We start from the raw sequence: 20928 nt of genomic DNA on the forward strand, positions 1-20928 counted from the left end.
GGGAAGGTCCTCAATTCGCCAGCTTCACCGCCCCGCTATCGATCAGCTTCTGCCACTTGGCGCTGTCCGCCTGGATGAATGACTGCAATTCCTCTCGCGAGCCGCCGCCGGCGATCATGCCGGCGTTGTCCAGGGCGGCCTTGAATTCCGGCGTGGCGACGGCGGCGCGCAGCGCGGCGTTGACCTGGTCCAGCTGCGCGGCGGGGATGTCCTTGCTGGCCGCGACCGAGAACCACTGGGTGGCGGCGTAGCCCTTGAAGCCGGACTCTTCCACCGTGGGGACGTCGGGCAGGCTGTCCAGGCGGTAGGGCGTGGTGACGGCGTAGGCCTTCAGCGTGCCGGCCTTGATCTGCGGCATGACCGGGGCCGAACCCAGGATCGCCAGGGGGATCTGGCCGCCGGCCACGTCGGCCACCGCCTGGCCGCCGCCCTTGTAGGGCACATGCACGATGCGGGTGCCGGCATACTGGTTGAGCAGTTCGCCCGCCAGGTTTTGCGATGTGCCGTTGCCCGAGCTGCCGTAGCTCCATGCTTCGGGCCGCTGGCGGGCATCGGCCAGCACGTCCTGCAGGGATGCCCGGGCGTCCTTGGCGGGACCGACAATGACCATGGGGCCTTGGGCCATCAGGATGACGGGCGCCAGTTCGCGGCCGATCTCGGGCTGGGGCGTGGGGTAGATCAGCGGGCCGGGCACGGTCAGCAGATAGCCGTCGCTGGCCTTGCTGCGCGCCACCAGCTGCAGGGCGATCGCGCCCGCCGCGCCGGGGCGGTTTTCCACGATAACGTTCAAGCCGCTGCGCCGCGCCAGTTCCTGCGCGGCGATGCGGGTCAGCACGTCGGCGGTGCCGCCCGGAACGAAGCCGATCACCCAGGTGATCTGCTTGCCGGGCCATTCCAGCTTGGCGTCTGCCGCGCCGGCGGTGGCGGTCAGCGCGGCGCCCAGCAGCAGCGCGCAGCAGCGGATAGCGAATTTCATGGTTTCCCCTTTGTGTTTTTTGCTCAGGCCGCCGCGCGTCTCAGCTCGGATCCGGCTTGCCGGGCGGCGTATTCGGATGCGCGGCGCAGGACTGATTGAAGGACTGCACCATTTTCAGGATGGGCCCCAGCACCCAGGTATTGAAGATGAGGATGTCGCTTTCTTCCTTGGGGTCCTGCTTCAGGTTGAAGAGGTACGGCGACTCCAGTTTTCCCTTGCCTTCGTTGACCTCGGGTTCCCAGTAGAAATGCAGCTTCCAGTCGCGCCATTTGACCGCGCGCAGGTCGTTCTTGATGTAGAACAGGAAGCCCTCGCGCAGCGAGGTCGGGCTGGCGCCGGTGAAGAAGTCGGTCTGGTCTATGCCGTCGATGGGACGGTCCTGCGGCATGGACGCGCCGCCGATGCGCGACAGCGTGGTGTACAGGTCGGTGACGTGCACGATCTCGTTGGAGACCTGGCCGGGTTGGACCTTGCCCGGCCAGCGGATCATGAAGGGCACGCGCAGGCTGCCTTCCATGGCCGTGTGGTAGGTGCCGGTCCAGGGACCGGCGGTGCCGCGGTAGGGCTTGCGGAATTCCGGGCCATTGTCGCTGCAGAAGATGAACACGGTGTCGTCGCGCAGCTTCAGTTCATCCACCGCCTGCACGATCTGGCCGACGCGGTGGTCCATTTCCACCATGGAGTCGGCGAAGTCGCCGGCGCCGGTGCGCCCCGCGAAGTCCGGGTGCGGCAGGGTGGGAAAGTGCAGGTGCACCAGCGGCAGGTACAGGAAGAAGGGGCGGCTGGCCTCTGCATGCTTGCGCATGAAGCCGATGGACCGGTCGACCAGTTCGGCGTCGATGCCGCGGCGGGTCTCCAGATCGTAGACCTTGACGTTTTCCGAAGGCGAGCCGGCCTGGCCCTGCATGATGTGCGGGATGTCGGCGACCGAGGGATCGAAGCCGATGGACGAGGTGAACTGGCTTTCGTCCGTGGTGCGCGGGATGCCATACCACTCGTCGAAGCCGCGATCGGACGGATAGCGGCCGGGGATGTCGCCCAGGTGCCACTTGCCGTAATGCGCCGTGGCGTAGCCCTGGCCGGACAATTGCTGGGCCAGCGTGATTTCGTCGCGCGCCAGGCCTTGTGGCAGGCCGGGAGGGACGGATTGCAGGCAACCGGTGCGGATGGGATGGCGCCCGCTCATCAGCGCGGAGCGCGTGGGCACGCAGTCGCTTTCCACGTTGAAGTTCTGCAGCAGCAGTCCTTCCGAGGCCAGCCGGTCGATGTTGGGGGTGGGCGCGCCGCGCAGCGCGCCGCCGCCGTAGCAGCCCAATTCGCCCCATCCCAGGTTGTCGGCCACGATCAATACGATATTGGGCTTCTTGTCCACGCGCTGCGTCTCCTGTCTGCGGGTTTATCCAGGGATTCTAGGAGCGCAGGCCCGGCTTAATATTCCTGAAGCTGAGTCTATGCATAACCAACGATTATGAATCTGTCCCTGCGCGACATCGAGTACTTCCTGGCCGTGGTGGAACACGGCAACCTGGACCGCGCCGCGGCCGCCTGCGGCGTCAGCCAGCCGGCGCTGTCCAAGTCCCTGCAACGGCTGGAAGCCGATACCGGGCTGGCGTTGCTGGACCGCGGCGGCCGCGGGCTGCGCCTGACCTCGGCGGGCCTGGCGTTCCGCGAGCATGCGCAGCGGCTCTGGGCGGAGTACCGCGACGCCGTGCGCAATGCGATGGAGCTGCGCCTGGGCGAGGCCGGGCTGCTGCGTATCGGCGCGACCGGCGCTACCGTGGACAGCGTGGTGATGCCGGCGCTGCGCCGCCTGCTGCCGCGCCGGCCCGCGCTGCGGGTGCAGCTGACGCAAGGCCAGTCGGACGATCTCAACGAGCAGGTCGCGGGCGGCAGGCTGGACCTTGCGGTGACACCGATCTATGCCGACGTGCCGGGCTCGCTGCATCAGGAATCGATACGCGAGGACGGCCTGTGCGTGGCCGCCAGCCGCAAGCATCCGCTGGCGTCGCGGCGCAAGCTGGCGTTGCGCGACCTGGCAGGCCAACGCTGGATCCTGCCCATGCAGGGGTCGGTGGCGCGCCAGGCGCTGGAGGCCCGCTATGCCGAGGCGGGCCTGGCGCAACCTGCGGCGGCGCTGGAGGTGCAGCATTTTTCCGGGGGCGCGCTGGCGTTGTTGGCGGCCTCGGACCTGCTGGCGCTGATGCCGCATAGTGCGCTGGGTCCAGGCATTGCGGAACTGCCGGTGGCGCTGGGCCGGCCCCTGCGGCGCAGCATGGCGCTGGTTACGCGGCACGGCGCCACCTGGTCGCCGCTGATGCAGGAGTTCCGCGCGGCGGTGCTGGAGGCCACGCCCCGCGCTTAGCCAGCTTGCGGAAAGCCCCCGTAGGGCGCCCATCCAGATCCTGCGATGACGCCGCCGTCGCAGGGGATGGTGGCGCCAGTGATGACCGAGGCCGCCGGCGACAGCAGGAAGAACACCACTTCCGCGATCTCGCTCGGCTGCATCAGGCGGCCCAGCGGCGTGGCGTTCAGGATCGGCGTCATGTCGCGCTCGCCCTGCCGTTCCTTGGGTTTCAGGAAGGGCGTGTCGGTCCAGCCGGGCGCGATGGCGTTGACGCGCAAGCCGCGGCGCGCCCAATGCACCGCGAGGGCTTCGGTCAGGTTGACCACGGCGGCCTTGGCCGGACCGTAGGCCAGTACCGGGCCGGGGCGGAACGACAGCACGGACGCCACGTTGACGACCGCCCCGCGTCCGCGCTCGGCCATCGCGCTGCCGAATACGCGGCAGGCGATATAGGTGCCTTTCAGGTGGGAATCCACCACACGGGCCCAGGCCTCCACCGGATAGTCTTCGATGGCGGTTGGAACCTGGGCGATACCGGCGCAGTTCACCAGTCCGTTGACCGCGGGTAGGAGGGCGGCAAGCCGTTCCTGAGTGGCCCGCAGTCCGGCCTCGTCCAGCACGTCGCCGGGGACGGCCACCGCGCGCGGCCCCAGTTCCCGCGCCAGCGTATGCGCGGCTTCCTGGTTGAGGTCAAGGATGGCCGCGTAGCCGCCCGCTTCGATCACCCGCCTGCATACCGCCGCGCCGATGCCGCTTGCGCCGCCTGTGACAATGACCGACAAGGTTGAGTCTGGCGTTGCGTAGTCCATCAACGTCCCCAGCGCGCCTTCAGGCGCTGTTCAAACATGCGCAGCGCAACGTCGATGCAGATGCCGACGATGCCGATGGCGATCATGCCGGCCATGACGATATTGGTGGCGACGTTGAGCTGCCCCTGGACCATCATGTAGCCGATGCCGTTGCCCACCACGATCAGTTCCGCGCCCACCAGCGATTGCCAGCCGATGCCGGCGCTGACGCGCAGGCCGGCCAGGATGGAAGGCAGGGACGCCGGCAGCAGCACTTCGGCCACGATGCGCGGGCCGCTGGCGCCCAGCGTGCGCGAGGCTTCCAGCAGTCGCGTGTCGACGAACTTGGCGCCGCGGTAGGCGCTGATCAGGCAGGGCGGAAAGGCGCCGGCGAAGATGATCAGGGTGGGTCCGCCGATGCCGGTGCCGAACCACAGGCCGGCGAACGGCACCCAGGCGATGGGCGCCACGAAGCGCAACGCATCGAAGAACGGACTGACCACGTCGTCCAGCCAGCGGTACCAGCCCATCAGCAGGCCCAGCGGTATGCCTACCGCCGCGGCCAGCAGGAAGCCGCAGGCGAAGCGGTAGAGGCTGGCGCCCAGGTGCGTCCAGAGCGTGGCGCCGGAATAGGATTCGCTGCTGTACTGCGCGATGGTCTGCAGCACGGTCAGCGGGCCGGGCAGGTAGTTGGGCGGGAACACGCCTGCCACGCTCAGCAGATGCCAGGCCAGGAAGAAGCCGGCCAGCCCCAGGCAGGACAAGCCGAAGGTGAAGGCGGGCGGGTCGCCCGAGGCGCGTGTCAACGTAGCCATGGCAAGGCCCTCTTTTCGATCCATTCCAGTCCGCGTGTCATCACCGCGCCCAACAGGCCCACCCAGACCATTGCGTACAGGATCATGCCGGGCCGGATGTCCAGCGCCGCGGTGTCCAGCACCTTGCCCAGGCCGATGAAGGCGCCGATGAGTTCGGCGGCCACCAGCGTCATCCACGCGGTCTGCAGCGACAGCCGCAGGCCGGTGAAGATCATGGGCATGGAGCCGGGTATCAGGACCTCGCGCAGCATGCGGACGGGATTGCCCGCGCCGTGCACGCGCGCGGCCTCGATCAGCGTGGGGTCGATGTTGCGCACGCCTGCGTAGGTGTTGATGACGGCAGGTGTGAACGAGGACACCCAGATCAGGAAGATCTTCGCCGGATCCCCCAGGCCCAGCCACAGGATGGCCAGCGGGATCCAGGCCAGTGGCGGAATCGGGCGCAGCAGCGAGAACACCGGCCCGACCAGCGCGTCGATGCGTTTGCTGAATCCCATCAGCAGCCCCAGTGGCACGCCGGTGCCGATCGCGACCAGGAATCCCAGGAATACCAGGCGCAGGCTGTGGCCGATGTGCTGGAACAGCGTGCCGCCGGCATAGCCGGAATCGCGCGAGAGCTGCACCGCGGCCTGCCAGGTGGTGAGCGGGGTGGGAAAGCGCGCGCCATTGACCAGGCCCAGCGCCGACACGATCCACCAGGCGGCAAAGGCGATGGCGACGGCCGCCACGCCCACGGTGATTCGGCGGCGCGATGCGCGCGGCCGCCGCGCGGGCAGGGTTGCGATGTGCTCACTCATGGCCGGACCCCGTCGCCTGGCGGTCCAGATGGGCCACGTCCTCGAGCAACAGCAGCATGGCGGTGCAATCCTGCTCCTGCCGTCCCCATGATTTGGCCAGCGCGAACATCTCGCGGGCGTAGCCGCCCAGGCCCAGCGGCGCGCCCACCGAGGCGGCCAGGTTCATGGCCAGGTTGATGTCCTTGTAGCCCATGCGCATGGGGAAGTCGGGGCTGATGTCGCCCGCCAGCACCTTGCCGGGAAAATTGGTCAGGAGCTGTCCGCGCCCCGCAGTGGTGTTGGACAGCACCTTGACGACAGTGGCGCGGTCCAGCCCGAGCTTGGCGGCGAACATCAGCGCTTCGCCCGTCAGCACCATGCCGACCATGGACATGTAGTTGTTGACCAGCTTGAGCCGGATGCCCGAACCGAAAGGGCCCACGTGCACGATCTCGTTGGCCATGGCGGCGAAGATGGGCGCGGCCTGGTCGAAGTCGGCCTGCGCGCCGCCAGCCATGATCAAGGCCTTGCCCTGCGCCGCCTCGCGCGGCGTGCGCCCCACGGGGGCATCCATGCAACGCAGGCCCAGGGCTGCGAGATCGGCGGCGATGCGGTCCGTCTCGACCGCGTCGCCCGTGCTCATTTCAATGACCAGGGCGCCCGGATTCAAGCCCGCCGCCGCGCCATCGGCGCCGAACAAGGCGTCGCGGACGTGGGTCGAGGTGGGCAGCATGGTGATCGCCACGTCGCAGCCGCGGGCGGCGTCCAGTGGCGTGGCGGCCCGCCGGAAGCCGGTGTCGGCCAGGCGCTCCATGGCTGCGGGAACGACGTCGTAGCCTGATACTGCATACCCTTGCGCGGCCAGGTTGCGCAGCATCGCGCTCCCCATGACGCCCAGGCCCAGGAATGCAATGCGGGGTGATTCGATGTGTTCCATGGGGCTTGCTCCGTTGTGGTCAGCGGCCTAGCCGCGCACTGGTGCTGCTGCGCGGCGGCGCGGTGGTGTCGCGGACGATCAATTCCAGTTCGATGCAGACGTTTTCGGGCGGCGTGTCGGCATCGGCGGCCAGCAGGATCTGGGCGGCGCGCTGGCCCAGCTCGAAGGCCGGCACGTTCAGGGTGGTGATGCCGGGCCGGCAATGGGCCGCCATTTCGATATTGTCGAAGCCCGTGATCGAAATCTGCTCGGGCACGCGCAGGTTTTGCCACAGGCATTCCTGCAGCGCCCCATAGGCCAGGATGTCATTGCCGCACATGACCGCGGTGGGCGGCTCGGGCAGGCGCAGCAGGGTGGCCATGGCGCGGCGGGCTTCGGGCACGGTGTAGGGCTTTTCGATGACGTATTGCGGCGGCAGTTCGATGCCGCGGCGCGTCAGGGCGCGCGTGAAGCCGGCGACGCGGTCGGCGGCGCGGTCGTTGTCCTTGGAGATGCCGGCGATCACGCCAAGTCGGCGGTGGCCGATGTCCAGCAGGTAGTCGGCGATGCGCTGCGCAGCCGCGGCGTTGTCCCAGCCCACCATGGGCCAGGAATCGGCGGCGTCGTAATGGCAGGTGGTGACGAAGGGGATGCCCTTGGAGTGCAGCAGTTCGTAGAGTTCCGGGTCGCGGCTACGCCCGACCAGCATCATGGCGTCCACGCCGCGCTCGATCAGCGCACGCACTTCACCCGCTTCGCGCGCGGGGCTGTAGTTGGTGCTGGCCAGCAGCAGCTGATAGCCGTGTTCGTGGATCGCTTGCTGCATGCCGTCGACCAGTTTGGCGAACAGGGCACTGTCCACCGTGGGGATGATGGCGCCCATGGTCCGGGTCTTGCGGGAAGCGAGCGAACGGGCTGCGCCGTGCGGCACGTAGCCAGCCTCGGCCAGCAGGGCCATGGCGCGCGCGCGTAGGTCGGGCCGCACTTTTTCCGGGTGGTTCAACACCCGCGACAAGGTTGCCGACGAGATGCCGCCGGCGGCGGCGATGGACTTCAGGGTGTCCCCGGATAGGGGAGCCGACTTTCGCTTCATGTTTTGAAAGCGCTTTCAGAAATTTGATGGTGTGAATATACAGTTATTGAAACGCTATGGTCTATCTCTAGGGTTTTCTCGGGGTTGAACGAGATTCTTCCGCGCTTATTCTTTGTATGCGCTTTCAAAAAACGAGCCCGGACGCAGATCCGGGCCTGCTATCCGGGGAATGTCGCGGCAGCTCGCGCATGCAGACCGGAATCCACTATCGGAGACTAAGCATGTCGAGAATCCCCCGCATCCTGGGTCTGTGCCTGGCGCCGCTGGGCGCCTTGTTGTTGAGCCCGTCCGTGTCGGCCCAGACGCCGACTCCCATCAAGGTCAGCTACCAGATTGCCTATTGGGCGCTGCCGATCTACATCGCTACGGAAAAGAACTGGTGGGCGGAAGCCGGCCTGAAGCCGGAGTTCGTGGTGTATCCGGCGGGGGCGCAGCAGATTGCCGGCGCCGCATCCAAGTCCTGGGACGTGGGCGGAACGGGGTCGCCGCCCGCGGTGCTGGGCGCGCAGCGCTATGGCATCGTGACCCTCGGCGTCACTAATGACGAATCGACCGCCAACGGCGTGATGGCGCGCAAGGAAAACGCCGCCGCCGTGCGCAGCAACGCGGCCAAGGAAGTGAAGGGCAAACAGATCCTCCTCAGTCCGAACTCGACGGGCGAATACGCCACCATGGCCTGCCTGAAGAAATGGGGCATGCAGCGCAGCGATGTCAGCGTGGTCACGCTGGCCCCGGCGCAGCTGGTGTCCGCCTACACCGGCGGCAACGGCATGCTGGCCGGCACCTGGGCGCCCAATTTCTATACGCTCAACGAACAGATCGGCGCGGAAGTCGTGTGCAGCGGCAAGGACGCGGGCGTGATGATTCCTGGCGCGCTGGTGGCCCGCGGTGAATTCGCCCAGCAGAATCCGGACGCGGTCGCCAAGTTCCTGGCGGTGTACTTGCGGGCCGTCAGCTTTGAGAAGAACAACAAGGCGGAAGCCATGGGCTACCTGCGCAAGCTGTTCCAGGCCAACGGCATCAAGCTCAACGACGGTTACCTGGGACAGGAGCTGGAACGGCCGATCTTCACGCTCGACGAGCAGCTCAAGCTGATGTCGCGCACTGGCGGCAAGTCCACGCTGGACAACGCCTACGAGGCGCTGTCGGGCTACCTGAAGAGCGTGGGCACGCTCACCGAGGTGCCGGACCCCAAGGCCTACATCACGGACGACTACATGAAGCGCGTCGACCAGACCCCGGCGCTCAAGACTTTCGCCAACAAGACCAACTGAGCTTCATCCATTCTTCCGCGAGGCCATACCATGGCAGTAAGCAAGCTCAAGTCCGCGTCCAGGCAGCCCCAGGCCAACGAGGCCGCCGCGCGCGAGGTCGCCGCCGAAATGCTGGCGAACATCAAGTCGGGCGGCGAGGCCGCGGTGCGCGACTACGCCCGGCGGCTGGATAAATGGGAGGGGGACATCCTGGTCGGCGCCACCGAGATGGAACGGCGCACCACGTCCATTCCCGACGGCATCAAGCGCGACATCGAGTTCGCCGCCGGCCAGGTGCGCAAGTTCGCGCAGGCCCAGATGGCTTCGGTGCGCGAGTTCGAGCTGGAACTCGCGCCGGGCCTGGTCGCGGGCCAGCGCCTGATACCGGTCAACGTGGCGGGCTGCTATGTGCCCACCGGGCGCTACGCGCACATCGCTTCGGCCTACATGAGTATTGCCACCGCCAAGGCGGCCGGCGTGCCCATGGTCATCGCCTGCTCCACGCCGTACCGCGGCGAGGGCATACATCCGCAAGTGCTGTATGCCATGCAGGTGGCGGGCGTGGATGCCGTGATGACGCTGGGGGGCGTGCAGGCGATCGCCGCCATGGCCTATGGCCTGTTCACCGGCAAACCGGCCGACATCATCGTCGGGCCGGGCAACAAGTTCGTGGCGGAAGCCAAGCGCATGCTCTTCGGCAGCGTGGGCATCGACGTGTTCGCCGGGCCTTCGGAGGTCTGCATCATCGCCGACGCGTCGGCGGACCCGGCTATCGTCGCCTCGGATCTGGTCGGACAGGCCGAGCATGGCCACGAGTCGCCGGCCTGGCTGATCGCCACCGACCGCAAGCTGGCCGAAGCGGTGCTCAAGCAAGTGCCCGAACTGATCGCGGCCCTGCCGCCCACCGCAAGGGACGCGGCCGGCGCCGCCTGGCGCGACTACGGCGAGGTGGTGCTGTGCGATACGCGCGAAGAGGCGGTCGAGGTCTCGGACCGCTACGCCAGCGAACACCTGGAGGTCCATTGCGAAGACCTGGACTGGTGGTTCCGGCATCTGACCTGCTATGGCTCGCTGTTTCTGGGCGAGGAAACCACGGTGGCGTTCGGCGACAAGGCCAGCGGCACCAACCACATCCTGCCCACCAAGGGCGCGGCGCGCTATTCGGGCGGCCTATCCGTGCACAAGTTCATCAAGACCGTCACCTGGCAGCGCATGACGCGCCAGGCCAGCCGTGACACCGCCCAGGTGACGGCGCGGATCTCGCGCCTGGAAGGCATGGAAGCGCATGCGCGCACGGCTGACGACCGCCTGGCCAAGTACTTCCCCAAAGAGTCCTTCGAACTGGGCGAACCCGTGCGGGAGTAAAGCCATCATGCAGAATGACATGTCCCGCCTGTTCGACCTCGACGGCCGCGTCGCGCTGGTAAGCGGCGGCAGTTCCGGCATAGGCCGGGCCATTGGCCTGGCGCTGGCGCGGGCCGGCGCCAGCGTGGTGCTGGTGGCGCGGCGCGAGCACGAGCTGGCTTGCGCCGCCAGCGAATTCGAAGCGCAAGGCCTGCGTGCGCGCGCGTTGCCCTGCGATCTGGCCGACCGCGATGCGTTGCGCGACTTTGCCGACCGCGCGGCGCAACCTTTCGGCGCGCCTGACATCCTGGTCAATGCCTCGGGCATCAATGTGCGCAAGTCCTTCGAGGACACGGCTGACGATGATTGGGACCGTTCGCTGGCGATCAACCTGACCGCACCGTTCCTGTTGACCCGCGCGCTGGCGCCGGCCATGCGCGAACGCGGCTGGGGCCGCATCATCAACATTACCTCGCTGCAGTGCGTGCGCGCCTTTCCTGACAGCGCGCCCTATGGCGCGTCCAAGGGCGGCCTGATGCAGCTGACCCGAGCCATCGCCGAGTACTGGTCGCGCCACGGAGTCACCTGCAACGCGATCGCGCCGGGCTTCTTCGAGACGCCGCTGACCGCGCCCGTGATGAGCGACCCGGCCCGCGTGCAGGCCCTGGCGGGCAGCACCATGATCGGCCGCAATGGCCGGCTGGAAGACCTGCACGGCGCGGCAGTGTTCCTGGCGAGCGAGGCGTCGGCCTACATAACCGGGCAGACCCTGTTCATAGACGGCGGCTTTTCGGCCCGCTGACCGGCATCTCCATGGAGCCTCGCCATGAAAGCCCTTGTCTACACCGCGCCCGGCCAGCTGACCTTCCGCGATGAACCCGATCCCGCGCCAGCGGACGGCGATGCGCTGCTGCGCATCGAGGCCGTGGGCATCTGCGGCTCGGACATGCATGCCTACCATGGGCATGATCCCCGCCGCAATCCGCCGCTGATCCTGGGCCACGAGTTCGTCGGCACGCTGGTGGGCGGCAGCCGCGCCGGCCAGCGGGTCACCGGCAATCCGCTGATCCACTGCGGCCAGTGCGATTTCTGCGTGCAGGGCCGCAACAATCTCTGCCGCAACCGCGGCATGGTGGGCATGACGCGTCCCGGCGCCTTCGCCGAGTTCATGGCCATACCCGAACGCTGCCTGATATCCGTGCCGCAGGACATGCCGGCCGCCGCGGCCGCGCTGACCGAACCCGCGGCCACGGCCTTGCACGGCGTGGCGCTGGCGCAGCGGGCGTTGTTCCGGCCGTTGGCCGAAGCCCGCGCGCTGGTCGTGGGCGGCGGCGCCATAGGCCTCCTGACGGCGTTGCTGCTGCGCAGCCAGGGCTGCCGCGTCAGCTTGGCGGAGACCAATCCCTTGCGGCGCGCTTCGGCGCAGCAGCACGCGGGCTGCACGGCCTTCGATCCGCGCGAGGCGGCACCCGAACCGGGCGCATATGAACTGGTGGTGGACGCGGTAGGCGGCAAGCTCACGCGCGCCGCGGCGCTGGCCGCGGTGCAGCCGGGCGGCGTCATGCTGCACATCGGCCTGCAGGACTGGGCCAGCGAGATCGACATGCGGCGGCTGACGCTGGAGGAGATCACCCTCATCGGCGCCTATACCTACACCAGCGCGGATCTGCGCGCCACGGTGGACGCGCTGCATCGCGGCGTCTTCGGCGACCTGTCCTGGATCGAGGAGCGCGAACTGGGCGCGGGCGCGCGGGCTTTCTCTGACCTCGATGGCGGACGCGCGGCGTCGGCAAAGATCGTGCTGAGGACGCATTGACATGGCCCGCCATCCTCTTTCCCCGCCCGTCGTCGGGGGCGTACCGGCCGCCCTGGCCCTGCTCGATCGGAGTGCCGCCATGACCGTAGCCAGGCCTCCCGCCCCTCCACCCGCGCCGGTGCGTCGACGCCTGTCCCTGCGCTGGCTGGTCAGCGGCGCGTCGGTCGCGGCGCTGCTCCTGGCCTGGTACCTGGCCACCGGCCCTTTGGAATTGTTGAGTCCGGTGCAGCTGCCGTCGCCCAGCGATGCCTGGGACGCACTACTGGAGATCGCAGGGGACGGCTATGCCGACGGCACGCTGTGGCAGCACATCGTGGCCAGCACCGGACTGGTGCTGTACGGGTTCGCAGCGGCGGCGCTGACGGGCGTGCCGCTGGGGATCCTGATGGGGCAGAACCGGCTGGTCGAGGCCTACGTCAATCCGGTGTTCCAGATCGTCCGTCCCATTGCGCCCATCGCCTGGATTCCGCTGACCATCCTGTGGTTCGGGCTGGGCACCAGCGCCAAGGTCTTCGTCATCTGGCTGGCAGCTTTCGCGCCGACCGTGATCAATACCTACACCGGCGTGCGCAACATCGACGACACGCTGCTCCAGGCGGCGCGGGTCAATGGCGCGGCGGGCCGCCTGATGCTGCTGGACGTCATCGTTCCAGGCGCGTTGCCCGCCATCTTCACGGGCCTGAGGACGTCGTTGCAGGCTTGCTGGATGGTGCTGGTGGCGGCCGAGCTGGTCGGCTCCTTCGTCGGCCTGGGCCACGTGCTGATCATCGCCACCCGCGACCTGAACTCGGGAATGATCGTGGTGGCCATGGCCGCCGTGGCCGGCATGGGCATGCTGATGTCGGCCCTGCTGGCGCAGGTCGAACGCAAGGTGATGCCATGGAAAGCCTGAACCGCGCCGGCCCGTCGCGCGCGCACGCCCTCGTGTCGCGCCGCGTGCTCGAACGCTGGCTGATGCCGGCGCTGGGCATCGCCACCTTGTTCGGCGGCTGGGCATTGCTGTCCGGGCTGGGCCTGGTATCGCCGGCCTTCCTGCCTGGACCGCTGACGGTGCTGCGCAGCATGGCCGAGCACACGCGCGAACCCTATGCGGGCTCGGTGCTGCAGATGCATCTGCTGGCCAGCCTGGAGAAATTCCTGATCAGCTTCTCCATCGCGGTCCTGCTTGGTGTCCCGCTGGGCTTGTTCATGGGGCGTTTCAAGGCGCTGGATTGGGCGGTGACGCCGGTGTTCGAAGCCTTCCGCTTCATTCCCCCAATCGCCTGGGTGCCGTTCGCGATCTTCTGGTTCGGCACGGGCTTCCTGTCGCCCACCCTGGTGATATTCGCCGGCGCCTTCGCGCCCTGTGTACTGAACGCCTATCGCGGCGCCCGGCAGATCGACCGCGCCTTGATCGAGGCCGGCCAGATGCTGGGGGCTGGGCGCTGGGCGACGCTGACGGAAATCCTGCTGCCGGCCGCATTGGCGCACATCGTCGCTGGCATCCGCGTCGGCGCGGGGTTCGGCTGGCAGTCCTTGATCGGCGCGGAACTGATCGTGGGTTCGACCGGGCTGGGCTACATGATCGTGCAGGGCGGCAGCAATCTGGAACCCGCCATCGTGATCAGCGGAATGATCACCATCGGCCTGATAGGCGCGGGCATCGACTACGGCATGCGCGCCCTGCAGCGCAGGGTGCAGCGCGACTGGTCGCGCTGACCCGGGAAAAAAGGAGGGAGTACAGGCAGGCAGTGCAGGCAGCGTCATTTCATACTGGAGAGAGACAGATGAAACACTACAAAGGCCTCAAGGCCTTGGCAGCGCTCGTAATCGGGTGCTGGCTGGGGGGACCCGGACAGGCGACGGCCCAGGCCGCGCCGGCGGGCGAGGAACTGTTCACCATCCGCATCGGGCAGCAGCCACAGCGGTGGGCGCTGGAGTGGTACATCGCCAGCGAGAAGGGGTGGTGGAAGGAGGTGGGCCTGAAGCCTGAGATTTCGACCTTTGCTTCCGGCGCGGTCGAAATCGCGGCGGGCGCGTCCGGTTCATGGGACGTGGGCGGGGCGGGCAATATTCCGTCGCTGCTGGGCGCGTCGAAGTACGGCCTGCAGACCATAGGCATCGCCGACGGCGAGGCCGCCATCATCACGCTGATGGCCACCAAGGACCGGGCGGATGAGTACCTCAAGAACCCGGCGCTGCTCAAGGGCAAGACCATTCCGGTCACCAGCAACTCCACGGGTCAGTGGGGCGCGGCGCAATGCCTGTCACAGAAGTTCGGCCTCAAGCCCGACGACTACCGCTTCGTGAACCTGTCGCCGCCCGACATCAATGCCGCGGTAATGAGCGGCAAGTACGACATTTCCTCGGTGTGGGCGCCCAACACCTACATCCTGGAAGAGGCCATAGGCGCAAAGGTGATCTGTACTGGCGCCGAGCTGAAAATGCCTATCCACAGCTACCTGTTCACGACGCCGGCCTTCGCCAAGAAGCATCCCGACAAGGTCGCCCGCTTCCTGGCGGTTTACCTGCGCGCGGTGGCCTGGCAGCGCGCGCATCCCGAGGAGGCCAAGGCGTATCTGAAAGCCTTTTTCGGCAGCGTGGGCGTGAAGTTCCCCGACAAGTACCTGGCGCAGGAATTGCGCGACCGTCCGGCTTTCGACCTGGCGGAGCAGACCAAGCTGTTCGCGCCGGGCCCCGGCGGGTCCTCGGAGATCGTGGAGTGGTGGAACAGCGTGGGGGAATTCATGGTGTCCGTGGGCGTGGTCAAGAAGATCCCTGATCCCAAGACCATGGTCACGGGCAAGTATCTGCAGATGATCCAGGACGATCCCAAGCTCAGGGCCTTCGTCTCCGACGTCGCCAGGTAAGCCGGCGGCCGCGGCTCTCAACAAAGGAACGCAAGCATGAGTCAGATTACTTTCGAGCGGGTGCAGCGCACTTTCAGCCGGGGCGGGGAAAGCTTCCTGGCCCTGGACGACGTGAGTTTCGAGGTGGGCGAGAGGGAGTTCGTTTCCATCGTCGGACCGTCTGGCTGCGGCAAGACCACGCTGATGCGCATGGCAGCCGGCCTGGAGTTTCCCTCGGCCGGCAGCGTGCGGGTGGGTGGCAAGGAAGTCGAGGAACCGGGACCGGACCGCGCCGTCGTGTTCCAGCAGTTTGCGCTGTTTCCCTGGAAGACCGTGACCGAGAACATCGGCTTCGGCTTGAAGTGCAAGGGCGCCTCGCGCGAGGCGCGGGCGCGGACCGTGGCGCGCTACATCGAACTGATGGGCCTGGCGGGCTACGAGCAGGCCTATCCGCACCAGCTGTCCGGCGGGATGCAGCAGCGCGTGGCCATCGCCCGCAGCTACGCGCTGGATCCCGACGTGCTGCTGATGGACGAGCCCTTCGGCGCGCTGGACGCCCAGACCCGCGTGGTCATGCAGGAAGAACTGGTCAAGTTGTCCCGCCTCAATCCGCGCACCGTGCTGTTCATCACCCACAGCGTGGAAGAAGCGGTGTATCTGTCCGACCGCGTGGTGGTGCTGACCGGCCGCCCGGGACAGATCAAGGAAATCATCAACGTGGCCGACGTGCGCAAGCGCGAGGACTGGGACAGCATGGAGCGGATCGAGGACGTGATGGACATGGAGGCATTCGTGCACCTGCGCACGCACATCTGGAAGCTGCTGCGGGCGCAGGAAACCGAACCGCTGGATGCCGCCCTGGCCGCGGCTCACTGAAGGGAAGCGTAGATGAAGCACATCAATGAAGGCGCGGCGCCTGCCGCGAAACCCTCGCGGCTTGCCGCCCTGCACACCGACACGCCGTGGTGGCGGCTTACCGCCACCGCCGCGGATGCGGGGGCCATCGCGCCGCGCGAGATGGTCCGCATGCTGGAGCAGTTGATACTGATCCGGCGCTTCGAAGAGAAGCTGCTGAAGCTCAGTGTGGCCGGCATCCTGCATGGTCCGGCGCATTCCAGCATCGGCCAGGACGGCGGCGCCGTGGGCGCCATGTCGGCGCTGGAGTCGGCCGACAAGATCAACGGCACCCACCGCATGCACCACCAGTTTCTTGCCAAGGCGCTGAACCACGCCACACCGGCGGACTATTCGCCGTTGGACTCGGAAACGCTGGATTCGCACCGTGAGGTGGTCTACCGGACCTATGCCGAGATCCTGGGCCTGACGCCTGGCTATTGCGGCGGCCGTGGCGGTTCCATGCATCTGCGCTATCCCGAGGCCGGCATCTATGGGTCCAACGCCATCGTGGGCGGCAATCCGTCGCATGCGGTGGGTTACGCCTTTGCCGACAAGCTGCGCGGCCGCGACCATGTGTCGGTGGCCTTCTTCGGCGACGGCGCCATGCAGAGCGGGGCGGCCTACGAGGCCATGAACCTTGCGGCGCTCTACAACACGCCCACCATTTTCTTCGTGGAAAACAACCTGTACGCCGTGTCCACCCACGTGTCGGAACAGACCCGCGAAACCCGCTTGTCGGCGCGCGGCCTGTCCCTGGGCGTGCCGGCGATAGAGTTCGACGGCATGGACGTGGTCGCTGCGCGCCTGGCCATGCAGGAAGCCCGGGCCATCATCCGCCGCGACGGCGGGCCGGTGCTGCTGGAGGCGCAGACCTACCGCTACCTGCACCAGTCGGGCGCGCTGAAGGGCAGCGCCTTCCGCTACCGCGACAAGGACGAGGAAGAAGCCTGGGGCGCGCGCGATCCCATGTCGACGTTTCCCGAGCAGCTGAAGTCGCTGGGTCTGATCGACGATGCCGGCATCGCCCGCCTGGAGCGCCGCGCGGAAGAACTGATAGACGGCGCGCTAGGGCGGCTGCTGGAGCACTACGGCGATGAGGCGGCGCAACGCATCCGGCCCGAACTGTGGCCGGACCCGGCCAGCGTGGACAGCGGCATCCGCGGCAACCTGGGCGAACTCGCGGGTCAGCGCGCCATCGAGCTGGAGGAGCAGACGCCAGCGAGTCTGGCGGACGCCAAGTTCCAGGACGTGATTTCGCGCGCCATGCTGCTGAACATGCAGCGCGACGACGGCATCTTCATCCTGGGGGAGGATGTGCATCGCCTGAAAGGCGGCACGGCTGGCGCTACCAAGGACATCGGCGACCATTTTCCGGAACGCCTCATCGGCACGCCCATCTGCGAGAACGGCTTCACCGGCCTGGCGCTGGGCGCGGCGTTGAACGGCATGCGGCCGGTGGTGGAGATCATGTACCCCGACTTCGCGCTGGTGGCGGCGGATCAGCTGTTCAACCAGATCGCCAAGGTGCGCCACATGTTCGGCGGCAAGTTCGCGGTGCCGGTGCTGGTGCGCAGCCGGGTCACGGCGGGCACCGGCTACGGTTCGCAGCATTCCATGGACGCCAGCGGCCTGTTTGCCCAGTATCCAGGGTGGCGCATCCTGGCGCCGTCGCGTCCCTACGATTACATCGGCCTGCTCAATGCCGCGCTGCGCTGCGACGATCCGGTCCTGATGGTGGAATTCAACGACCTGTTCAAGACGTTGGGCAAGGTGCCGGCCGAGGACTGGGACTACATCGTGCCCATCGGCCGGGCTCGGGTGGCGCGTGAGGGCACGCGCTGCACCATCCTGACCTATGGCGTCATGGTCGAGGTCTGCTGCCAGGCGGCGGAGCGCACGGGCATCGATGCCCAGGTGATAGACCTGCGCACGCTGGATCCGCTGGGCATCGATTGGGACACCATCGCGGCCGGCGTCAAGCGTACGCAGGCGCTGATGATCGTGGAGCAGACTACCCGCGGCACCTCGATCGGCTCGCGGGTCGCGAGCGAGGCGCAGTCGAGGCTGTTCGACTGGCTGGACCACGAGATCGTGCACGTCACGGGCGCCAATTCCTCGCCCGTGGTCTCCAAGGTGCTGGAGCGCGCCGCGCTGGCGGACGCGCAGGCCGTGGAGACGGCCCTGAAATCCATGGACAGCCGCCGCGGCGGCGCCCGCTGAACTGGACGCCATCGGAGAGAAAAATGCTCAAAGACAAACTGCTTGCCACGCATCACACGGCTGTCTGCGTCAATGATTTCGAACGCGCGCGCAATTTCTACACCGGCTTTCTTGGCTTCGAGCTGGAGGGCGAGATGGACCACCGCAGCGAGCCTGCGCTGGGCGAAGTGGTCGGCCTGCCGGGCGCGACCATACGCTGGGCCATGCTGCGCCACGGCGGACACCGGGTGGAACTGTTCAAGTACTACACGCCGGACGGCGACAGGCAGCCGCGCCGCCAATGCGATTTCGGCTACAGCCACATGGCGTTCGAGGTGGAGGACGTGGATGCCGTATACGAGCAGGCCACGCGCGCCGGCTATGAAAGCGTGTCTTCGCCGCGCGTCATGCGGCAAGGGCGCACCAAGGTGTTCTATCTGATGGAGCCTGAAGGCGCCATCACGGAGTTCATCCAGTTCATGAATCCGGCGGCCTGACGCCGCGCTGGCGTCACGCTCCGCCAGCCGGGGCGCGCGCATCGATCTTCTGAGGAACAAGCATGACGAGAACGCTGGATATGGTCGTCCCGCCGACGGGCGAGGCCCTGGACGCCGCCCGCCTGGTCGCCTGGATCGTGGCGCCTGGCCAGGCCTTCAAGACGGGCGACGTGCTGGTCGAAATCGAGACCGACAAGTCCATCATCGAGGTGCCCGCGCACGACGACGGGATCATGGTGGAGCATCTGGTCGCGGTGGACGGCATCGTCAACGCGGATACGGTGATCGCACGCGTGCAGATGGAAGGCGAGGCTGCGCCGGCGGCGAGTGCGGCCGGCGTGCCGGCTCAACCCACAGCGGCAACGCCTGCGGCGGCCGCTGCCGCCCCGGCCGCCGCGCGGGCGCCGGCGGCGTCGCCGTCGTTGGTGCGTCCACTCGCGCAGCCTTCAGGAGAGCGCAAGTTCGCCACCCCTGCCGCCCGCCGCGTCGCGGCCGAGCGCGGTATCGCGTTGGACGCGGTTGCGGGGACCGGGCCCAACGGTCGCGTGACGGTGGCGGATGTCGGCCTGGCAAGCGGCAACGGACGGGAGGGCATGCTGGCCCGCGGCGCGCCAGGAGCAAAGCGCGAGGACTGGGCGGCTACCCGCCATGGCGAGATACGGTTCACGGTGTGGGAGGGGAGCCGTCCGGACAGCCAGACGGCGGTGCTGATCCACGGCATGTTCGGCGACCGCGACGCCTGGGCCAGCCTGGCGCATGCGCTCAGCCGCGCCGGACTGCGCGTGCTGGCGATGGATCTTCCTTGCCATGGCGCCACGCGTTCGCAGGCCACGCGCTTCGAGCATATCGTCGATGCGGTGGCCGACACGGTCGCATCCCAGTGCATCGGCCCCGTGAACCTGATCGGCCATTCTTTTGGCGCGGCGGTGGCGGCCCGGGCGGCGTCCCGCCCCGGCATGGCCGTGGACAGCCTGGTGCTGATCGCGCCGGTCGGCCTGGGCACTGAAATCGACCAGAGCTTTCTGACGGGCATGACGCATGCCGGCACCAACGAAGCGGCACAGCGCGAGCTGCAGAAACTCACCGTCTCCGGCATGACGCCGTCGGGAAACTTCATCGACGCCCTGCGCCAGAGCACGCAGGCGCGGCGCGAGCCTCTGATCGAGCTATGCCGGGAAGTAGGCTGGAACGGCGTGCAGCAACTGAGCATCGCGGCCGACCTGGCCAGCCTGCAATGCCGCTGCACGCTGATCCACGGCCGGCGCGACGCCGTCATCCCATGGCGCCACGCGCTGAACGCACCGGCCAGGACCGCGCTGCACCTGCTGCCGGATGCCGGCCACATGCCGCAATGGGAGGCCGGCAAGCTGGTGGCGGATATCGTGTTGGAGGCTTTCACCCGCCAGGCACCAGCGTCTCCATATGCTTGTTGAAGCGTTCGCCTTCCACCATCAGCCAGTCGCAGAAGGTCTTCAGCAAGCGGTCGTGGCGGCGCTCTTCGCGGATGATGAGGAAATAGCCCGGCGACTGCACCGTCAGCGGGCCGAAGGGCGCCAGCAGCCGGCCGTCCTCGATGTCGCTGGCCACCAGCGATGAATAGCCTATGGTCATGCCCAGGCCGTCGAGTGCGGCCTGCAGGGCGAAGTACAGGTGTTCGAGCTCCAGCGATTCGGCCGGCACGACCCGGCTGTGCTGCACGCTGGCCAGCCAGTCGTTCCAGGCGCTACGCCGCGCGCGGCAGTGCAGGAAGGTGTGGCGCGACAGGTCGGTGATGCGTTCCAGCGGCAGCCGCTGCAGGAGGCCGGGCGCGCATACCGGAAAGAAGCTCTCGTTCAGCACACGGCGCTTGTAGAGGCCGGGGGTGGGCTCGGCCTCGCGCCGGATCACCACGTCCAGATTCGCGGGCAGGCGGCTGAAGGGCTCCAGTCCGGTGGATATCTCCACCTCCACCTCGGGATACTGCTCACGGAACCGGGCCAGCCGGGGAAACAGCCAGCGCATGGTGAAGGTGGGCAGGGCATTGACCCGCAGCACCTCGCGCGAACGCAGGCTGCGCGAGGCCGAGGCGATGGCGTCCAGCGCCGGGCTGATGGTGTCCAGATAGAGCCGGCCCTGATCCGTCAGTTCGATCTTCTTGCCCAGGCGGCGGAACAGCTTCACACCCAACCAGTCTTCCAGCGCCTTGATCTGATGGCTGATGGCGCCATGCGTGACGGATAGCTCGTCCGCGGCCTGGGTGAAGCTCAACTGGCGGCCCGCCGATTCGAAGGCGCGGATGGACGTCAGCGGCGGCAGTCTGGGTTTCATTGTGAATTTACCTCACAACAGTCGCTAGAAATGATGCCTGGCCCCGGCGTCCGCCCCGTGCTGGAATACGCCGCAAGGT

The 20928-nt window shown here is 67.5% G+C and carries 20 protein-coding genes; 12 read left to right on the plus strand and 8 right to left on the minus strand.

Going from position 1 to position 20928, the window contains the following annotated elements:
- Nucleotides 1-10: 10 nt before the first annotated feature.
- Both IB259_RS18675 and IB259_RS18680 read right to left on the minus strand, forming a co-directional pair.
- On the minus strand, nt 11-976 hold the full coding sequence (locus IB259_RS18675) for a tripartite tricarboxylate transporter substrate binding protein (RefSeq protein WP_192329877.1): 966 nt from the start codon (nt 974-976) through the stop codon (nt 11-13).
- A 40-nt stretch (nt 977-1016) separates the two neighbouring features.
- On the minus strand, nt 1017-2348 hold the full coding sequence (locus IB259_RS18680; RefSeq protein WP_054450376.1) for an arylsulfatase: 1332 nt from the start codon (nt 2346-2348) through the stop codon (nt 1017-1019).
- A gap of 96 nt (nt 2349-2444) precedes the next feature.
- Here IB259_RS18680 and IB259_RS18685 point away from each other — a divergent pair, with 96 nt between their 5' ends.
- The gene (locus IB259_RS18685) at nt 2445-3338 is read left to right on the plus strand and encodes a LysR family transcriptional regulator (protein ID WP_054450378.1); all 894 of its coding nucleotides are present in this window, start codon (nt 2445-2447) and stop codon (nt 3336-3338) included.
- Here the strand turns inward: IB259_RS18685 and IB259_RS18690 are convergent.
- Genes IB259_RS18690 through IB259_RS18710 form a run of 5 tightly spaced genes read right to left on the minus strand, consistent with a single transcriptional unit; the run spans nt 3335 to nt 7708 of the window.
- Nucleotides 3335-4129 (minus strand): SDR family NAD(P)-dependent oxidoreductase, encoded by a 795-nt coding sequence (locus IB259_RS18690; RefSeq protein WP_192329880.1) that lies wholly within the window; start codon nt 4127-4129, stop codon nt 3335-3337. The genes IB259_RS18685 and IB259_RS18690 overlap by 4 nt on opposite strands.
- Nucleotides 4129-4923 carry an ABC transporter permease gene (locus IB259_RS18695; protein ID WP_192329882.1) on the minus strand — a complete coding sequence of 265 codons (795 nt, stop codon included), beginning with the start codon at nt 4921-4923 and terminating at the stop codon, nt 4129-4131. Before IB259_RS18695 ends, IB259_RS18690 begins: the two co-directional genes overlap by 1 nt.
- Complete coding sequence (locus IB259_RS18700) at nt 4911-5720, minus strand: ABC transporter permease (RefSeq protein ID WP_054450384.1); 810 nt, start codon at nt 5718-5720, stop codon at nt 4911-4913. Before IB259_RS18700 ends, IB259_RS18695 begins: the two co-directional genes overlap by 13 nt.
- Nucleotides 5713-6636, minus strand: a complete 924-nt coding sequence (locus tag IB259_RS18705; RefSeq protein ID WP_054450385.1) for an NAD(P)-dependent oxidoreductase — start codon at nt 6634-6636, stop codon at nt 5713-5715. Before IB259_RS18705 ends, IB259_RS18700 begins: the two co-directional genes overlap by 8 nt.
- Nucleotides 6637-6655: 19 nt before the next feature.
- The gene (locus IB259_RS18710) at nt 6656-7708 is read right to left on the minus strand and encodes a substrate-binding domain-containing protein (RefSeq protein ID WP_054450386.1); all 1053 of its coding nucleotides are present in this window, start codon (nt 7706-7708) and stop codon (nt 6656-6658) included.
- 221 nt (nt 7709-7929) lie between these two features.
- On the opposite strand from IB259_RS18710, the gene IB259_RS18715 reads away from it, so the two are divergent.
- From IB259_RS18715 to IB259_RS18765, 11 genes are all read left to right on the plus strand, one after another.
- On the plus strand, nt 7930-8982 hold the full coding sequence (locus tag IB259_RS18715) for an ABC transporter substrate-binding protein (RefSeq protein WP_054450387.1): 1053 nt from the start codon (nt 7930-7932) through the stop codon (nt 8980-8982).
- A 30-nt stretch (nt 8983-9012) separates the two neighbouring features.
- Nucleotides 9013-10326 (plus strand): histidinol dehydrogenase, encoded by a 1314-nt coding sequence (hisD, locus tag IB259_RS18720; protein ID WP_192329884.1) that lies wholly within the window; start codon nt 9013-9015, stop codon nt 10324-10326.
- Between the two features lie 7 nt (nt 10327-10333).
- A complete protein-coding gene (locus tag IB259_RS18725; protein WP_054450391.1) occupies nt 10334-11107 on the plus strand; it encodes an SDR family NAD(P)-dependent oxidoreductase in 774 nt (257 codons plus the stop codon).
- Nucleotides 11108-11131: 24 nt separating this feature from the next.
- Nucleotides 11132-12121, plus strand: coding sequence for an alcohol dehydrogenase catalytic domain-containing protein (locus tag IB259_RS18730; RefSeq protein WP_054450392.1), 990 nt, complete (start codon nt 11132-11134; stop codon nt 12119-12121).
- Nucleotides 12122-12200: 79 nt separating this feature from the next.
- Nucleotides 12201-13013 carry an ABC transporter permease gene (locus IB259_RS18735; protein WP_054450393.1) on the plus strand — a complete coding sequence of 271 codons (813 nt, stop codon included), beginning with the start codon at nt 12201-12203 and terminating at the stop codon, nt 13011-13013.
- On the plus strand, nt 13001-13819 hold the full coding sequence (locus tag IB259_RS18740; protein WP_054450394.1) for an ABC transporter permease: 819 nt from the start codon (nt 13001-13003) through the stop codon (nt 13817-13819). The genes IB259_RS18735 and IB259_RS18740 overlap by 13 nt, the downstream gene beginning before the upstream one ends.
- A gap of 68 nt (nt 13820-13887) precedes the next feature.
- Nucleotides 13888-14970 (plus strand): ABC transporter substrate-binding protein, encoded by a 1083-nt coding sequence (locus IB259_RS18745; protein WP_175181204.1) that lies wholly within the window; start codon nt 13888-13890, stop codon nt 14968-14970.
- 36 nt (nt 14971-15006) lie between these two features.
- Entirely contained in the window at nt 15007-15825 is an 819-nt protein-coding gene (locus IB259_RS18750; protein ID WP_054450398.1) for an ABC transporter ATP-binding protein, read from the plus strand.
- A 12-nt stretch (nt 15826-15837) separates the two neighbouring features.
- Nucleotides 15838-18066 (plus strand): thiamine pyrophosphate-dependent enzyme, encoded by a 2229-nt coding sequence (locus IB259_RS18755; protein ID WP_192329886.1) that lies wholly within the window; start codon nt 15838-15840, stop codon nt 18064-18066.
- 23 nt (nt 18067-18089) lie between these two features.
- The gene (locus tag IB259_RS18760) at nt 18090-18542 is read left to right on the plus strand and encodes a VOC family protein (protein WP_088138916.1); all 453 of its coding nucleotides are present in this window, start codon (nt 18090-18092) and stop codon (nt 18540-18542) included.
- Nucleotides 18543-18604: 62 nt separating this feature from the next.
- Nucleotides 18605-19975, plus strand: a complete 1371-nt coding sequence (locus tag IB259_RS18765) for an alpha/beta fold hydrolase (RefSeq protein WP_192329888.1) — start codon at nt 18605-18607, stop codon at nt 19973-19975.
- On the opposite strand, the gene gcvA is transcribed toward IB259_RS18765, so the two are convergent.
- Nucleotides 19938-20849, minus strand: a complete 912-nt coding sequence (gcvA, locus tag IB259_RS18770) for a transcriptional regulator GcvA (protein ID WP_054450403.1) — start codon at nt 20847-20849, stop codon at nt 19938-19940. The genes IB259_RS18765 and gcvA overlap by 38 nt on opposite strands.
- Nucleotides 20850-20928: the final 79 nt, after the last annotated feature.

It is taken from the genome of Achromobacter sp. ACM04 (genome assembly GCF_014851465.1).
Taxonomy (GTDB): Bacteria; Pseudomonadota; Gammaproteobacteria; order Burkholderiales; family Burkholderiaceae_B; genus Achromobacter; species Achromobacter aegrifaciens.

Excerpts from the sequence above, each read along its gene's own strand:
- IB259_RS18675 (WP_192329877.1), bottom strand. The coding sequence starts at position 976 with ATGAAATTCGCTATCCGCTGCTGCGCGCTGCTGCTGGGCGCCGCGCTG.
- IB259_RS18685 (WP_054450378.1), top strand. The coding sequence starts at position 2,445 with ATGAATCTGTCCCTGCGCGACATCGAGTACTTCCTGGCCGTGGTGGAA.
- IB259_RS18690 (WP_192329880.1), bottom strand. The coding sequence starts at position 4,129 with ATGGACTACGCAACGCCAGACTCAACCTTGTCGGTCATTGTCACAGGC.
- IB259_RS18695 (WP_192329882.1), bottom strand. The coding sequence starts at position 4,923 with ATGGCTACGTTGACACGCGCCTCGGGCGACCCGCCCGCCTTCACCTTC.
- IB259_RS18700 (WP_054450384.1), bottom strand. The coding sequence starts at position 5,720 with ATGAGTGAGCACATCGCAACCCTGCCCGCGCGGCGGCCGCGCGCATCG.
- IB259_RS18705 (WP_054450385.1), bottom strand. The coding sequence starts at position 6,636 with ATGGAACACATCGAATCACCCCGCATTGCATTCCTGGGCCTGGGCGTC.
- IB259_RS18710 (WP_054450386.1), bottom strand. The coding sequence starts at position 7,708 with ATGAAGCGAAAGTCGGCTCCCCTATCCGGGGACACCCTGAAGTCCATC.
- IB259_RS18715 (WP_054450387.1), top strand. The coding sequence starts at position 7,930 with ATGTCGAGAATCCCCCGCATCCTGGGTCTGTGCCTGGCGCCGCTGGGC.
- hisD (WP_192329884.1), top strand. The coding sequence starts at position 9,013 with ATGGCAGTAAGCAAGCTCAAGTCCGCGTCCAGGCAGCCCCAGGCCAAC.
- IB259_RS18725 (WP_054450391.1), top strand. The coding sequence starts at position 10,334 with ATGCAGAATGACATGTCCCGCCTGTTCGACCTCGACGGCCGCGTCGCG.
- IB259_RS18730 (WP_054450392.1), top strand. The coding sequence starts at position 11,132 with ATGAAAGCCCTTGTCTACACCGCGCCCGGCCAGCTGACCTTCCGCGAT.
- IB259_RS18735 (WP_054450393.1), top strand. The coding sequence starts at position 12,201 with ATGACCGTAGCCAGGCCTCCCGCCCCTCCACCCGCGCCGGTGCGTCGA.
- IB259_RS18740 (WP_054450394.1), top strand. The coding sequence starts at position 13,001 with ATGGAAAGCCTGAACCGCGCCGGCCCGTCGCGCGCGCACGCCCTCGTG.
- IB259_RS18745 (WP_175181204.1), top strand. The coding sequence starts at position 13,888 with ATGAAACACTACAAAGGCCTCAAGGCCTTGGCAGCGCTCGTAATCGGG.
- IB259_RS18750 (WP_054450398.1), top strand. The coding sequence starts at position 15,007 with ATGAGTCAGATTACTTTCGAGCGGGTGCAGCGCACTTTCAGCCGGGGC.
- IB259_RS18755 (WP_192329886.1), top strand. The coding sequence starts at position 15,838 with ATGAAGCACATCAATGAAGGCGCGGCGCCTGCCGCGAAACCCTCGCGG.
- IB259_RS18760 (WP_088138916.1), top strand. The coding sequence starts at position 18,090 with ATGCTCAAAGACAAACTGCTTGCCACGCATCACACGGCTGTCTGCGTC.
- IB259_RS18765 (WP_192329888.1), top strand. The coding sequence starts at position 18,605 with ATGACGAGAACGCTGGATATGGTCGTCCCGCCGACGGGCGAGGCCCTG.
- gcvA (WP_054450403.1), bottom strand. The coding sequence starts at position 20,849 with ATGAAACCCAGACTGCCGCCGCTGACGTCCATCCGCGCCTTCGAATCG.